Raw genomic sequence first — 13,067 nt, 5'->3', positions numbered from 1 at the left:
CAATACCCCTCGCCACACAAGCATGCACCCACAAAAAAGGCGACCTTCACAGGTCGCCTTTTCGTTGGGTTCAGGCATTACTGACCGCTGTATATCTGATCGAAGATCCCACCATCATTGAAGTGAGTCTTCTGCACAGTGCGCCAGTCACCAAAGGTCTTCTCCACCGAAAGGAAGTCCACTTTCGGGAAGCGATCGGTGTACTTGGCCAACACGGCCGGATCACGTGGGCGCAGGTAGTTGGCAGCCGCAATCTCCTGACCTTCCGGCGACCACAGGTACTTCAAATATTCCTCAGCGGCAGCGCGAGTGCCTTTCTTCTCGACGACTTTGTCGACCACGGACACCGGTGGTTCAGCTTCAGCGGAAACACTCGGGTAAATCACTTCAAACTGATCACGACCAAACTCACGCGCAATCATTTCCGCTTCGTTTTCGAAGGTCACCAGCACGTCACCGATCTGGTTGGTCATGAACGTGGTGGTGGCTGCTCGGCCACCGGTATCCAGCACTGGCGCTTGTTTGAACAGTTTGCCGACGAAAGCTTTTGCCTTGTTTTCGTCACCGCCGTTTTTCAGCACATAGCCCCAGGCCGAGAGGTAGGTGTAGCGGCCGTTGCCCGAGGTTTTCGGGTTGGGGACGATCACCTGCACGCCGTCCTTGAGCAAGTCCGGCCAGTCTTTCAGGGCTTTCGGGTTGCCTTTGCGCACGATGAACACGGTCGCCGAGGTGAATGGCGCGCTGTTGTTCGGCAGGCGCGTGACCCAGTTGTCCGGGACCAGTTTGCCGTTATCCGCCAGGGCGTTGATGTCGGTGGCCATGTTCATGGTGATGACGTCAGCCGGCAGGCCATCGATCACTGAACGGGCCTGTTTGCTGGAACCGCCGAAGGACATCTGCAGCGTGATGTTCTCGTTGTGCTCGGCTTGCCAGTGTTTCTGGAAGGCAGCGTTGTAGTCCTTGTAGAAATCTCGCATCACGTCGTAGGAAACGTTAAGCAGGGTCGGTGCAGCCTGAGCCACGCTGCCCAAGGCCAGGCCAGCGGCCAGAAGTGAGGCGCCAAAGAGTTTTTTCACTGCGCATTCCTTGTCTTTTGTAGGAGCTGCCGCAGGCTGCGATCTTTTGATTTCGTTCTTGATCTTGAATAGCCGACACAAATCAAAGTCAAAAGATCGCAGCCTGCGGCAGCTTCTACGGGTTAGTTGTCAGTCATTGAAGAGCGGTTGCCACCGTTTTGCCAGCGACTATAGCCGGGCTCGCATAGTCGTTTAAAGATTAAAAAGCACTTTGCTTATTCCAGTTTCTTAAACAGCGCATTGCCGCAGCGGGAGCAGAACGCCGCGTTGTGTTCGTGACTGTTTTTCTGGCAGGTCGGGCAATCGTGTTGCAATTGTTCACCGCGCATGGCGTTGGCCAGTTCCGCGGTAAAGATCCCTGTTGGCACGGCGATGATCGAGTAACCGGTGATCATCACCAGCGACGAAACCACCTGACCCAACGGCGTCCTGGGCACGATGTCGCCAAAACCCACGGTAGTCAGCGTGACGATGGCCCAATAGATGCCTTTGGGGATGCTGGTGAAGCCGTGCTCCGGGCCTTCGATCACGTACATCAAGGTGCCGAACACCGTCACCAGGGTGCTGACGCTGAGCAGAAACACCACGATTTTCTGCTTGCTGCCGCGTAGCGCCAGCATCAGGTAGTTGGCTTGCTTCAGATACGGGCTGAGCTTGAGCACGCGGAAAATCCGCAGCATCCGAATGATCCGGATGATCAGCAGGTACTGTGCATCGCTGTAATACAGCGCGAGGACCCCGGGTACGATCGCCAGCAAATCCACCAGCCCGTAGAAGCTGAACGCGTAGCGCAGCGGCTTGGGCGAGCAGTACAGGCGCAGGCCGTATTCGATGACGAAAATGACGGTGAAGCCCCATTCGATGTACGCCAGCACAGCGGCGTAGTTCTGGTGAACGCTGTCGATACTGTCCAGCACCACGATCACCAGGCTGGCGAGGATGATCAACAGCAAGATGCTGTCGAAGCGCCGACCGGCCTGGGTATCGGTCTGGAAAATCATGACGTAAAGCGCTTCACGCCAGTTTTTGCTGCTGTCCATGGATAACGCCTGAATCGAGAATCAGCGAAGCCTAGGGTGATTCTCCCCGGTAGCGCAAGGCGCGCTGTCTATGGCGGCCTGACGCAGCACTCTGCAGCCTGCGCGAATCAGCCAGCAGGCAAGGATGAAGGGCGCGGTCAGCGCTGCCAGACCCAGTGCGGCAAATCCCGGCGTGAGCAACACTGCCAGCAGAATGCCGAGCAGCGGCAGCCACGGTTGGCGGCGTTGCGGGCTTAAGGCGAGGGCGGCGAGCAGCGGGTTGTAGCCGCTCAAGCCCTGCAAGGCGCTGGAGGTGTCGTGATGCAGCAAGGCGAAGCCAAGGCCGGCAGCGGAGCCGAGCAGCGCCCACAGGAAGGCGCGGCGGTCAGCGATCAGCAACCCGGCGGCAATCAGCGCGCCGGCCAGGGGATGACCGAGAAACATGACTTGCCCCAGGCCTTTCAATTCGGCGGCGAGCAGGTTGAGGGTGTTCAGTTCGATCAGCGGAGCGGGTTGCTGCGGTGCGGCAAAGCCGAGCAATAACCAACTCAACCCAACGAAAGGTGCGGTATAGGCCGGTAGACATTGATGATCGTCAGCGTCTTTGAGCCATTGCCGGGTGAGCATCGCGCTCAGGCCGCCACTGGCGATGATCAACGGTGGTAGCAGCGCTGACCAAGGGAAATAAAGGCTCAGCAGCAAGCCGAGCAAAACACCGTTGTAACTGAACAGCCCGGCCTGACGATCAGCCTTGGCATACCCGCGACGTTGCGCGGTGAGCAACCCGGCGACTCCTCCCAGTAACGCACCGCCGAGCAGGGCCGGCGCACTGAACAGGATCGCCAACAGACACAGCAGGCCGCACAGCGGATGGCGCTGGAGGAAGATCTGGCTGAAGCCGTTGAGCAGGGCGGTGGCCCAGTCGGGGCAGTGGGTGTGGAAGTGGTTGGCAGGCATGATGGGGGCAGTCAGTACAGATCGTTCCCACGCTCTGCGTGGGAATGCCTCAATGGACGCTCTGCGTCTGCTCTTGGGACGCGGAGCGTCCCGGGCTGCATTCCCACGCAGAGCGTGGGAACGATCATTGTGTGGGGGGAGTTAGATTAATGTCTCGATGCGCAACGAATTGGTCGACCCCGGCTGCCCGAACGGCACCCCAGCAGTAATCAGCAACGTATCCCCCCGCTGAGCCATCCCCTGTGCCTGGGCAATCTCCAGTGCCGTCGAGCACACTTCGTCCACCTGGCGCAGTCGATCATTGACTACCGAATGCACGCCCCACGCCACCGTCAAGCGTCGCGCGGTTTGCAAGTTCGGCGTCAGGTTGAGGATCGGCACCGTCGGCCGTTCCCGCGCCGCCCGCAGACTCGACGCGCCGGACTCGCTGTAATTCACCAGCACCGCCACCGGCAGTACGTTACTGATGCGGCGGATCGCGCAGCTGATCGCGTCCGACACCGTGGCTTCAGCCTTCGGCCGACTCACGTCCAGTTGGGTCTGATAGTCCGGACCGTTTTCCACCTGACGGATGATCTTGCTCATCATCTGCACAGCTTCCAGCGGGTACTCGCCGGACGCGGTTTCCGCCGACAGCATCACCGCGTCCGCACCTTCGGCCACCGCGTTGGCGACGTCAGTGACTTCGGCGCGGGTCGGGGCGGGAGAGAAGCGCATCGACTCCAGCATCTGCGTCGCCACCACCACCGGTTTGCCGAGTTGGCGGCAGGTGCTGATGATGTTTTTCTGAATCTGCGGCACGCTTTCGGCCGGCACTTCCACACCCAGGTCACCGCGCGCGACCATGATCGCATCGCTCAATTCGGCGATTTCCCGCAGTTGAGTCACGGCCGATGGCTTCTCGATCTTCGCCATCAAATAAGCCTTGTCGCCGATCAGTGCGCGAGCTTCGCGGATGTCTTCCGGGCGTTGCACGAACGACAGTGCGACCCAATCCACACCCAGCTCCAGACCGAAACTCAAGTCGCGACGGTCCTTGGCGGTCAGGGGGCTCAGGTCCAGCACGGCTTGCGGCACGTTGACGCCTTTGCGATCCGACAGCTCGCCGCCATTGAGCACCGTGGTGTCGATGGCGTCGGCGTACTTGGCCACCACTCGCAGGCGCAGCTTGCCGTCGTCCAGCAGCAGGTCCATGCCGGGCTCCAGAGCGGCGATGATTTCAGGATGGGGCAGGTTGACCCGGCGTTCATCCCCCGGTGTCGCATCCAGATCCAGACGCAATGCCTGGCCGCGATGCAGCTGCACTTTGCCCTGGGCGAATTTGCCGACTCGCAGTTTCGGGCCTTGCAGGTCCATCAGAATCCCCAAGGGGTAATTCAGCTGGCGCTCGACTTCACAAATCCACTGATAGCGCTGCGCGTGGTCGGCGTGATCGCCATGGCTGAAGTTCAGGCGAAAGATATTGACCCCGGCCTGCACCAATTCACGGATATCGTCGATCCCGTCGGTGGCCGGGCCAAGGGTAGCGAGGATTTTGACCTTCTTGTCAGGCGTCATGTTTAGGGCTCTCGAGAATCAAAATGGCGCGGAAGTCGTTGACGTTGGTGCGGGTCGGCTCGGTGACGATCAGGGCGTCCAGTGCCTCGAAATAACCGTAGCCATTGTTGTTGTCCAACTCGTCGCTGGCGCTCAAGCCAAGGGCGATGGCGCGGGCGTAGCTGTCCTGGGTCATGATCGCGCCGGCGTTGTCTTCGGAACCGTCGATACCGTCGGTGTCACCGGCCAGGGCGTAGACGCCGGGCAAGCCTTTGAGGCTGTCGGTCAGGCTCAGCAGGAATTCGGCGTTGCGCCCGCCACGACCATTGCCGCGCACGGTGACGGTGGTTTCGCCGCCGGACAGAATCACGCACGGTGCTGCCAGCGGCTGGCCGTGCTGGACGATCTGCCGGGCAATGCCGGCGTGGACTTTTGCCACGTCCCGGGATTCGCCTTCCAGGTCGCCGAGAATCAACGGACTGAAACCGGCCTGACGGGCTTTCACCGCTGCCGCTTCCAGCGATTGCTGTGGGCGGGCGATCAATTGGAAATGACTGCGGGCCAGGCTCGGATCGCCGGGTTTGACCGTTTCCGATTCCGGGCTTTGCAGCCAGTTGCGCACCGAGACCGGGACTTCGATGCCATAGCGCTTGAGGATCGCCAGCGCTTCGGACGAGGTGCTCGGGTCGGCCACCGTAGGGCCGGACGCGATGACCGTGGCGAGGTCGCCCGGTACATCGGAAATCGCATAGGTATAAACCGTGGCGGGCCAGCAGGCTTTGCCCAGACGACCGCCCTTGATCGCCGAGAGGTGCTTGCGCACGCAATTCATCTCGCCGATGGTCGCGCCGGATTTGAGCAGGGCTTTGTTGATCGATTGTTTGTCGGCCAGAGTGATACCGGCGGCGGGCAAGGCGAGCAGGGCAGAGCCGCCGCCGGACAGCAGGAAAATCACGCGGTCGTCTTCGCCCAGGTTGCTGACCAGCTCCAGCACCCGCTTGGCCACGGCCAGACCTGCGGCATCCGGCACCGGGTGCGCGGCTTCGACCACTTCGATTTTTTTGCACGGGGCGCCGTGGCCGTAGCGGGTCACCACAAGGCCAGACACTTCACCCTGCCAGCAGCGCTCGACCACCTGGGCCATGGCGGCTGCGGCTTTACCGGCGCCGATGACGATCACCCGGCCGCTGCGATCGGTTGGCAAATGAGCTTCGAGGACGTGCTGCGGATGGGCCGCGTCGATGGCTGTGGCAAACAGCTCGCGCAGCAGTTGTTGCGGATCGACCGACATGGCGGGCTCCCAGTCTTATTGTTTTGTTTAGCGCAAATGATCGTTCCCACGCTCTGCGTGGGAATGCCTCAACTGGACGCTCCGCGTCCGCTCGGCAGGGACGCGGAGCGTCCCGGGATGCATTCCCACGCAGAGCGTGGGAACGATCAGTAGGGGGCAGGTGTTATTTATCGCGAATCGAGAAATTCGCCATGTGTTCCAGGCCCTTGATCAGCGCCGAGTGGTCCCAGTTGCTGCCACCGATGGCCGCGCAGGTGCTGAACACTTGCTGGGTATTGGCGGTGTTTGGCAAGTTGATGCCCAATTCGCGTGCGCCGGCCAGGGCCAGGTTCAGGTCCTTCTGGTGCAGGCTGATACGGAAGCCCGGGTCGAAGGTGCCTTTGATCATGCGTTCGCCGTGAACTTCAAGGATCTTCGACGAGGCGAAGCCGCCCATCAGCGCTTCGCGTACTTTGGCTGGATCGGCGCCGTTTTTCGAGGCGAACAGCAGGGCTTCGGCCACAGCCTGGATGTTCAGCGCGACGATGATCTGGTTCGCCACTTTCGCGGTTTGCCCATCGCCGTTGCCACCGACCAGGGTGATGTTCTTGCCCATGGCCTGGAACAGCGGCAGGGCGCGTTCGAAGGCATCGGCTTCGCCGCCGACCATGATGCTCAGGGTCGCCGCCTTGGCGCCGACTTCACCGCCGGACACTGGCGCGTCGAGGTACTGCGTGCCTTTCTCGTTGATCTTGGCAGCGAAGGCTTTGGTGGCGGTCGGCGAGATCGAGCTCATGTCGATCACGATTTTGCCTTTGCTCACGCCTGCGGCAACGCCGTCGGCGCGGAACAGCACGTCATCGACCTGCGGGGTATCCGGGACCATGACGATGATGAATTCGGCTTCCTGGGCGACTTCTTTCGGGTTCGCCAGCGCGATGGCGCCAGCGGCCATCAGGTCGGCAGGGGCGGCGTCGTGGTGCGCCGACAGGAACAGGCTGTGACCGGCTTTCTGCAGGTTCAACGCCATTGGGTGGCCCATGATGCCGGTGCCGATAAATCCGATTTTAGCCATGAGAAAATCCTCTTGTTTTTGTTGCTGCTTCAAGCAAATAGGGAGACCGCTTTCTGTGGGAGCGAGCCTGCTCGCGATAGCGGTGTGCCAGGCAACATGGATGTTGAATGTGCCGGCCTCTTCGCGAGCAGGCTCGCTCCCACAGGTTTTGCGTCAAATCGCGTTATGGGTTTTCAACCAGCCCAGACCCGCTTCGGTGGTGGTCAGCGGCTTGTATTCACAGCCAACCCAACCCTGATAGCCGATGCGGTCCAGGTGTTCGAACAGGAAGCGGTAATTGATTTCACCGGTGCCCGGTTCGTTGCGCCCTGGGTTGTCGGCCAACTGGATGTGGTTGATCTCGTCCAGGTGCGCAGCCATGGTGCGGGCCAGGTCACCCTCCATGATTTGCATGTGATAAATGTCGTATTGCAGGAACAGGTTGGCGCTGCCGACCTGTTCGCGAATCGACAGGGCTTGCGCCGTGTTGTTCAAGTAGAAGCCCGGGATGTCACGGGTGTTGATCGCTTCCATCACCAGTTTGATGCCCGCCGCTTGCAGCTTGTCGGCTGCGTACTTGAGGTTGGCGACAAAGGTCTTTTCCACGGTGGCATCATCGACACCTTGTGGACGAATACCGGCCAGGCAGTTGATCTGGGTGTTGCCCAGCACGTTGGCGTAAGCGATGGCCAGATCGACACCGGCGCGGAATTCTTCGATCCGATCCGGCAAGCACGCGATACCGCGCTCGCCCTTGGCCCAGTCACCGGCCGGCAGGTTGAACAGCACCTGGGTCAGGCCGTTGGCATCGAGCCTGGTTTTGATTTCGGCGGAGCTGAAGTCGTAGGGGAACAGGTATTCGACACCACTGAAGCCGGCCTTGGCGGCAGCGTCGAAACGGGCAAGAAAATCCTGCTCGGTGAACAGCATGGACAGGTTGGCTGCGAAACGCGGCATGGTGGTCTCCCGTATATGTGTGAGGGCTGATCGTTCCCACGCTCTGCGTGGGAATGCCGCCCCGGACGCTCTGCGTCCAGCCGTTATGTGACGCGGAGCGTCACTGGATGCATTCCCACGCAGAGCGTGGGAACGATCAACGATCATCAATCGAGCAACGAAATCGCCGTTGGCGCGTCGTTGCCAACCAGCGCCAAGTCTTCGAATTCGTTGACGGCGTTGATCTCGGTGCCCATGGAAATGTTGGTCACGCGCTCCAGAATGATCTCGACGATCACCGGCACCTTGAACTCCTCGATCAGTTCCTGAGCCTTGCGCAGGGCAGGCTGGATCTGGTCCGGTTCGAATACCCGCAGCGCCTTGCAACCCAGGCCTTCGGCGACAGCGACGTGGTCGACACCGTAACCGTTGAGTTCCGGAGCGTTGAGGTTGTCGAAGGACAGCTGCACGCAGTAGTCCATGTCGAAGCCGCGCTGAGCCTGACGGATCAGTCCCAGGTACGAGTTGTTCACGACAACGTGGATGTACGGCAGCTTGAACTGCGCGCCCACTGCCAGTTCTTCGATCATGAACTGGAAGTCGTAGTCGCCCGAGAGCGCCACCACTTTGCGGGTCGGCTCAGCCTTGACCACACCGAGGGCTGCCGGAATCGTCCAGCCCAACGGGCCGGCCTGACCGCAGTTGATCCAGTGACGCGGTTTGTAGACGTGCAGGAACTGCGCGCCGGCAATCTGCGACAGACCGATAGTGCTGACGTAGCAAGTGTCCTTGCCGAACACTTGGTTCATCTCTTCGTACACGCGCTGCGGCTTGACCGGCACGTTATCGAAGTGAGTCTTGCGCTGCAGGCTGGCTTTACGCTGCTGGCAGTCTTGCAGCCAGGCGCTGCGGTTTTTCAGCTTGCCGGCGGCTTGCCATTCGCGAGCGACTTCGATGAACACGGTCAACGCGGCAGCGGCGTCGGAAACGATGCCCAGGTCCGGGGTGAACACGCGACCGATCTGGGTCGGTTCGATGTCGACGTGAATGAACTTGCGACCCTCGGTGTAAACGTCGACCGAACCGGTGTGACGGTTAGCCCAACGGTTACCGATACCCAGCACCATGTCGGACTTCAGCATCGTCGCGTTGCCGTAGCGGTGCGAGGTTTGCAGACCGACCATGCCGACCATCAGCGGGTGATCGTCCGGGATAGTGCCCCAGCCCATCAGGGTCGGGATTACCGGAATACCGGTCAGCTCAGCGAACTCCACCAGCAACTCGCTGGCGTCGGCATTGATGATGCCGCCACCGGCGACCAGCAATGGGCGCTCAGCCTGATCAAGCATGGCCAGAGCCTTCTCGATCTGCACGCGATTAGCCGTCGGCTTGGCCAGCGGCAGCGGCTCATAGGCGTCGATGTCGAATTCGATTTCAGCCATCTGCACGTCGAACGGCAGGTCGATCAGCACTGGGCCTGGGCGGCCGGAGCGCATTTCATAGAACGCTTTCTGGAACGCATAAGGCACCTGGCCCGGCTCCATGACGGTGGTCGACCACTTGGTGACCGGCTTGACGATGCTGGTGATGTCGACGGCCTGGAAGTCTTCCTTGTGCATGCGGGCCCGTGGTGCCTGGCCGGTGATGCACAGGATCGGGATCGAGTCGGCCGAGGCGCTGTAGAGCCCGGTGACCATGTCGGTGCCGGCCGGGCCGGACGTGCCGATGCACACGCCGATGTTGCCGGCCTTGGTGCGGGTGTAGCCCTCGGCCATGTGCGAGGCGCCTTCAACGTGGCGAGCGAGGACGTGATCGATGCCACCGACCTTCTGCAAGGCGGAGTACAGCGGGTTGATCGCGGCGCCCGGGATGCCAAAAGCGGTATCGACCCCTTCACGGCGCATCACCAGAACGGCGGCTTCGATTGCTCTCATTTTGCTCATGGTTTTGTGCCTCTTACGTTTTGTAATTGTATACAAGTGGCTTTGCGCAGAGTGTATTCACGGCGGACGGCGCAGGTCAATCCATTTTCTCAAGCAGCTGTTTCATTCGTCGGAAGCCTCGTGAAGTGTGGTTTTTCGTCGAAAATGGCGTTTTTCTAGAATTATTGTATACAAATAAACTACTTATTGTGCTCTATTTGTCGCATCGGATTGCGCAATACAAAACAGTCCAACGGCTTTCCCAATAACAAAATGAGGACGGCACCATGAGCGCTTTAACCTTGAACATCGCAGTCAACCTGGCCAATCAGGCCATCTCCGCAGGCCGTGCAATCTCTGCCGCGCCATTGACCGTTGCGGTGCTGGACGCCGGCGGGCACTTGATAACGCTGCAACGCGAAGACGGCGCGAGCCTGCTGCGCCCGCAGATCGCCATTGGCAAAGCCTGGGGCGCGATCGCCCTGGGCAAAGGCTCACGGCTGCTGGCTCAAGACGCCCAACAACGCCCGGCCTTCTTCGCCGCGCTGAATAGCCTGGGGCAGGGCAGCGTCGTCCCGGTACCGGGCGGCGTGTTGATTCGGGATCAGGACGGGAGTGTGTTGGGGGCGGTGGGCATCAGCGGCGATTTGTCTGATGTTGATGAGCAGTGTGCGATCAGGGCGATCGAGGCGCAGGGGTTGAGGGCGGATGCGGGGGTGGTTGGTTGATCTTCAGGGTCTGATCGAATGTCATCGCGGGCAAGCCCGCTCCCACAGGTTCCTGCTGGTGAACACAGAATCTGTGAACACCTTCGATCCTTGTGGGAGCGGGCTTGCCCGCGATGGCGGCCTCATGGACACATCCAGATAACGGATTGTCGCGGTCTATGGGCCGCTCAGGTCTAGTCTTCCGATGAATCCATCATGAAGGGGCAACGGATTGCCTGATCTTCCTGCTTCACATCGCCTGCGAACGGGCCGCTATGCCGAACCCAATCGAATCTACTTACTGACTACCAATACACTTGATCGCGAGCCGGTTTTTGCGGATTTCGCATTGGGCAGATTGGTTGTTCATCAATTTCGCCAAGCACAAAACACAGGGTTAGTGAACTCACTGGCATGGGTCGTTATGCCTGATCACTTCCACTGGCTTGTCGAATTGAAAAAATGTTCGCTCAGTAATCTGATGCGTCAAACCAAGTCATTGATTGTTCGAGAGGTGAATCTTTCCAGCAATCGAAATGGGCCACTTTGGCAGCAGGGCTATCACGATCGGGCATTGAGGCGAGAGGAGGACTTGGTGAAGATGGCGCGGTATGTTGTCGCTAACCCTTTGCGGGCAGGGCTCGTTGAACGACTGGGCGACTATCCGCTGTGGGATGCTATTTGGGTTTGATCGAGTTCCTAGTCGCCTTCATCGCGGGCAAGCCCGCTCCCACAAGAATCGAGAGTGTTCACAGATTTTGTGTACACCAAGAGATTCTGTGGGAGCGGGCTTGCCCGCGATGGCCGTGCCGCGATTTATCGGTCGGGCTCACACCCCTTGAGCACCAACCGGATAATCGTCTGCGCCGCCGCTTCATAGTCGGCTTCATCCAGCTTGGCCTTGCCGGTCACCGCAGAGATCTGCCAGTCGAAGTCGGCGTAGGTCTGGGTCGCGGCCCAGATGCTGAACATCAAGTGGTTGGGGTCGATCGGGGCGATCTGGCCGCGGTCGATCCAGGTCTGGATGCAGTCGATGTTGTGCCTGGCCTGGCCGTTGAGCTGCTCGACCAGGTCGGGGCTCAAGTGCGGGGCGCCGTGCATGATTTCGCTGGCGAATACCTTGGAGGCGAAGGGCAGATCACGGGAGATGCGGATTTTCGAGCGAATGTAGCCGCTCAGCACTTCGCTGGGCACACCGTCGGCGTTGAACGGTGTCGAGGCCTGCAGGATTGGCTCGATGATGCTTTCCAGGACCTCGCGGTAGAGGTTTTCCTTGGATTTGAAGTAGTAGTAGACGTTGGGCTTGGGCAGCCCCGCCTTGGCCGCGATGTCACTGGTTTTGGTCGCAGCGAAGCCCTTGTCGGCAAATTCTTCACTGGCGGCACGCAGGATCAGTTCTTTGTTGCGCTCGCGGATAGTGCTCATAAACCAGGGGGTTCCTTGCCTGTTCTGGCGGTTGCGCATGGTAGCACCGGCCTCGCGCGGCGCTCAAGAATGCCCCGTGTGGCCTCGGGTCGCGTTATGCTGCGCGCCATTCACTCAAGAAGGAAACCCGATTCATGGCAGGAAGCAGTTTGCTGGTGCTGATCGACGACATCGCCACCGTACTGGACGACGTGGCGTTGATGACCAAAATGGCCGCGAAGAAGACCGCCGGTGTACTGGGCGACGATCTGGCGCTCAACGCCCAGCAGGTTTCCGGCGTGCGTGCCGAGCGGGAAATCCCGGTGGTATGGGCGGTGGCCAAGGGCTCGTTCCTCAACAAGCTGATCCTGGTGCCGTCGGCGTTGGCCATCAGCGCGTTCATTCCGTGGCTGGTCACGCCGTTGTTGATGGTCGGTGGCGCGTACCTGTGCTTCGAAGGCTTCGAGAAACTCGCCCACAAATTCCTGCATAGCCAAGCCGAAGATCAGGCCGAACACGCAGAGCTGGTCGAGGCTGTGGCCAACCCGGCGGTGGATCTGGTGGCGTTCGAGAAGGACAAGATCAAAGGGGCGATCCGTACCGACTTCATTCTCTCGGCGGAAATCATTGCCATCACCCTGGGCACTGTGACTGATGCATCGCTGACCCAACAAGTGATCGTGCTCTCGGGCATCGCCATCGTCATGACCATCGGCGTGTACGGGCTGGTGGCGGGCATCGTCAAACTCGACGACCTCGGTCTGTGGCTGACCCGGAAGCCCGGCCAGATGGCCAAAAGCATCGGCGGCGGGATTCTGCGTGCGGCGCCGTACATGATGAAAAGCCTGTCGGTAATCGGCACGGCGGCGATGTTTTTGGTCGGCGGCGGGATTCTGACCCACGGCGTGCCGGTGGTTCATCACTGGATCGAGGGTATCACCGCAGGTGCTGGTGGGGCCGGATTTATCGTGCCGACGTTGCTGAATGCGGTGGCCGGGATTGTGGCGGGTGCGGCGGTGTTGGTTGGGGTGATGGCTGTCAGCAAGATCTGGAAAACGGTAAAGGCCTGAACCTGTGGGAGCGAGCTTGCTCGCGATGAGGTCATAACATTCGCCATCAATGTTGACTGTTAGACCGCTATCGCGAGCAGGCTCGCTCCCACAGTAGGTTGGCGGTGCTTGGAACA

Annotated in this window: 12 protein-coding genes; 3 read left to right on the top strand and 9 right to left on the bottom strand. The window is 60.2% G+C overall.

The genetic code is table 11. The features are described 5' to 3' along the window. Nucleotides 1-77 precede the first annotated feature (77 nt). The 8 genes from AACY49_RS00390 to gcl all read right to left on the bottom strand — a co-directional run bounded on the left by AACY49_RS00390 (nucleotide 78) and on the right by gcl (nucleotide 9,791). Nucleotides 78-1,076, bottom strand: a complete 999-nt coding sequence (locus AACY49_RS00390) for a sulfate ABC transporter substrate-binding protein (protein ID WP_258696924.1) — start codon at nucleotides 1,074-1,076, stop codon at nucleotides 78-80. Nucleotides 1,077-1,291: 215 nt separating this feature from the next. Further along, on the bottom strand, nucleotides 1,292-2,116 hold the full coding sequence (locus AACY49_RS00385) for an ion transporter (RefSeq protein ID WP_258696923.1): 825 nt from the start codon (nucleotides 2,114-2,116) through the stop codon (nucleotides 1,292-1,294). A gap of 21 nt (nucleotides 2,117-2,137) precedes the next feature. Then, entirely contained in the window at nucleotides 2,138-3,052 is a 915-nt protein-coding gene (locus AACY49_RS00380) for an urea transporter (RefSeq protein ID WP_258696922.1), read from the bottom strand. Nucleotides 3,053-3,193: 141 nt separating this feature from the next. Then, a complete protein-coding gene (gene pyk, locus AACY49_RS00375; RefSeq protein WP_339521344.1) occupies nucleotides 3,194-4,609 on the bottom strand; it encodes a pyruvate kinase in 1,416 nt (471 codons plus the stop codon). Further along, entirely contained in the window at nucleotides 4,599-5,879 is a 1,281-nt protein-coding gene (locus tag AACY49_RS00370; RefSeq protein WP_339521343.1) for a glycerate kinase type-2 family protein, read from the bottom strand. Before AACY49_RS00370 ends, pyk begins: the two co-directional genes overlap by 11 nt. 163 nt (nucleotides 5,880-6,042) lie before the next feature. Continuing rightward, nucleotides 6,043-6,933: a 2-hydroxy-3-oxopropionate reductase gene (locus AACY49_RS00365; protein ID WP_339521342.1), complete on the bottom strand. Its 891-nt coding sequence runs from the start codon at nucleotides 6,931-6,933 to the stop codon at nucleotides 6,043-6,045. 153 nt (nucleotides 6,934-7,086) lie between these two features. Beyond that, entirely contained in the window at nucleotides 7,087-7,869 is a 783-nt protein-coding gene (hyi, locus tag AACY49_RS00360) for a hydroxypyruvate isomerase (protein ID WP_339521341.1), read from the bottom strand. A 146-nt stretch (nucleotides 7,870-8,015) separates the two neighbouring features. Next, nucleotides 8,016-9,791, bottom strand: coding sequence for a glyoxylate carboligase (gcl, locus tag AACY49_RS00355; RefSeq protein ID WP_258696917.1), 1,776 nt, complete (start codon nucleotides 9,789-9,791; stop codon nucleotides 8,016-8,018). Nucleotides 9,792-10,057: 266 nt separating this feature from the next. Here gcl and AACY49_RS00350 point away from each other — a divergent pair, with 266 nt between their 5' ends. Beyond that, nucleotides 10,058-10,498 carry a GlcG/HbpS family heme-binding protein gene (locus AACY49_RS00350; protein WP_258696916.1) on the top strand — a complete coding sequence of 147 codons (441 nt, stop codon included), beginning with the start codon at nucleotides 10,058-10,060 and terminating at the stop codon, nucleotides 10,496-10,498. Nucleotides 10,499-10,709: 211 nt separating this feature from the next. Beyond that, complete coding sequence (locus tag AACY49_RS00345; protein WP_258696915.1) at nucleotides 10,710-11,168, top strand: REP-associated tyrosine transposase; 459 nt, start codon at nucleotides 10,710-10,712, stop codon at nucleotides 11,166-11,168. Nucleotides 11,169-11,293: 125 nt separating this feature from the next. Here AACY49_RS00345 and AACY49_RS00340 read toward each other — a convergent pair whose 3' ends face one another. Then, the gene (locus AACY49_RS00340; RefSeq protein ID WP_258696914.1) at nucleotides 11,294-11,902 is read right to left on the bottom strand and encodes a TetR/AcrR family transcriptional regulator; all 609 of its coding nucleotides are present in this window, start codon (nucleotides 11,900-11,902) and stop codon (nucleotides 11,294-11,296) included. A 134-nt stretch (nucleotides 11,903-12,036) separates the two neighbouring features. On the opposite strand from AACY49_RS00340, the gene AACY49_RS00335 reads away from it, so the two are divergent. Beyond that, nucleotides 12,037-12,951 (top strand): DUF808 domain-containing protein, encoded by a 915-nt coding sequence (locus tag AACY49_RS00335; RefSeq protein ID WP_258696913.1) that lies wholly within the window; start codon nucleotides 12,037-12,039, stop codon nucleotides 12,949-12,951. The last annotated feature ends 116 nt before the right edge of the window (nucleotides 12,952-13,067 follow it).

The organism is Pseudomonas sp. EL_65y_Pfl2_R96, assembly GCF_963970905.1.
Taxonomy (GTDB): Bacteria; Pseudomonadota; Gammaproteobacteria; order Pseudomonadales; family Pseudomonadaceae; genus Aquipseudomonas.
This window is presented reverse-complemented; position numbering and strand designations above follow the sequence as displayed.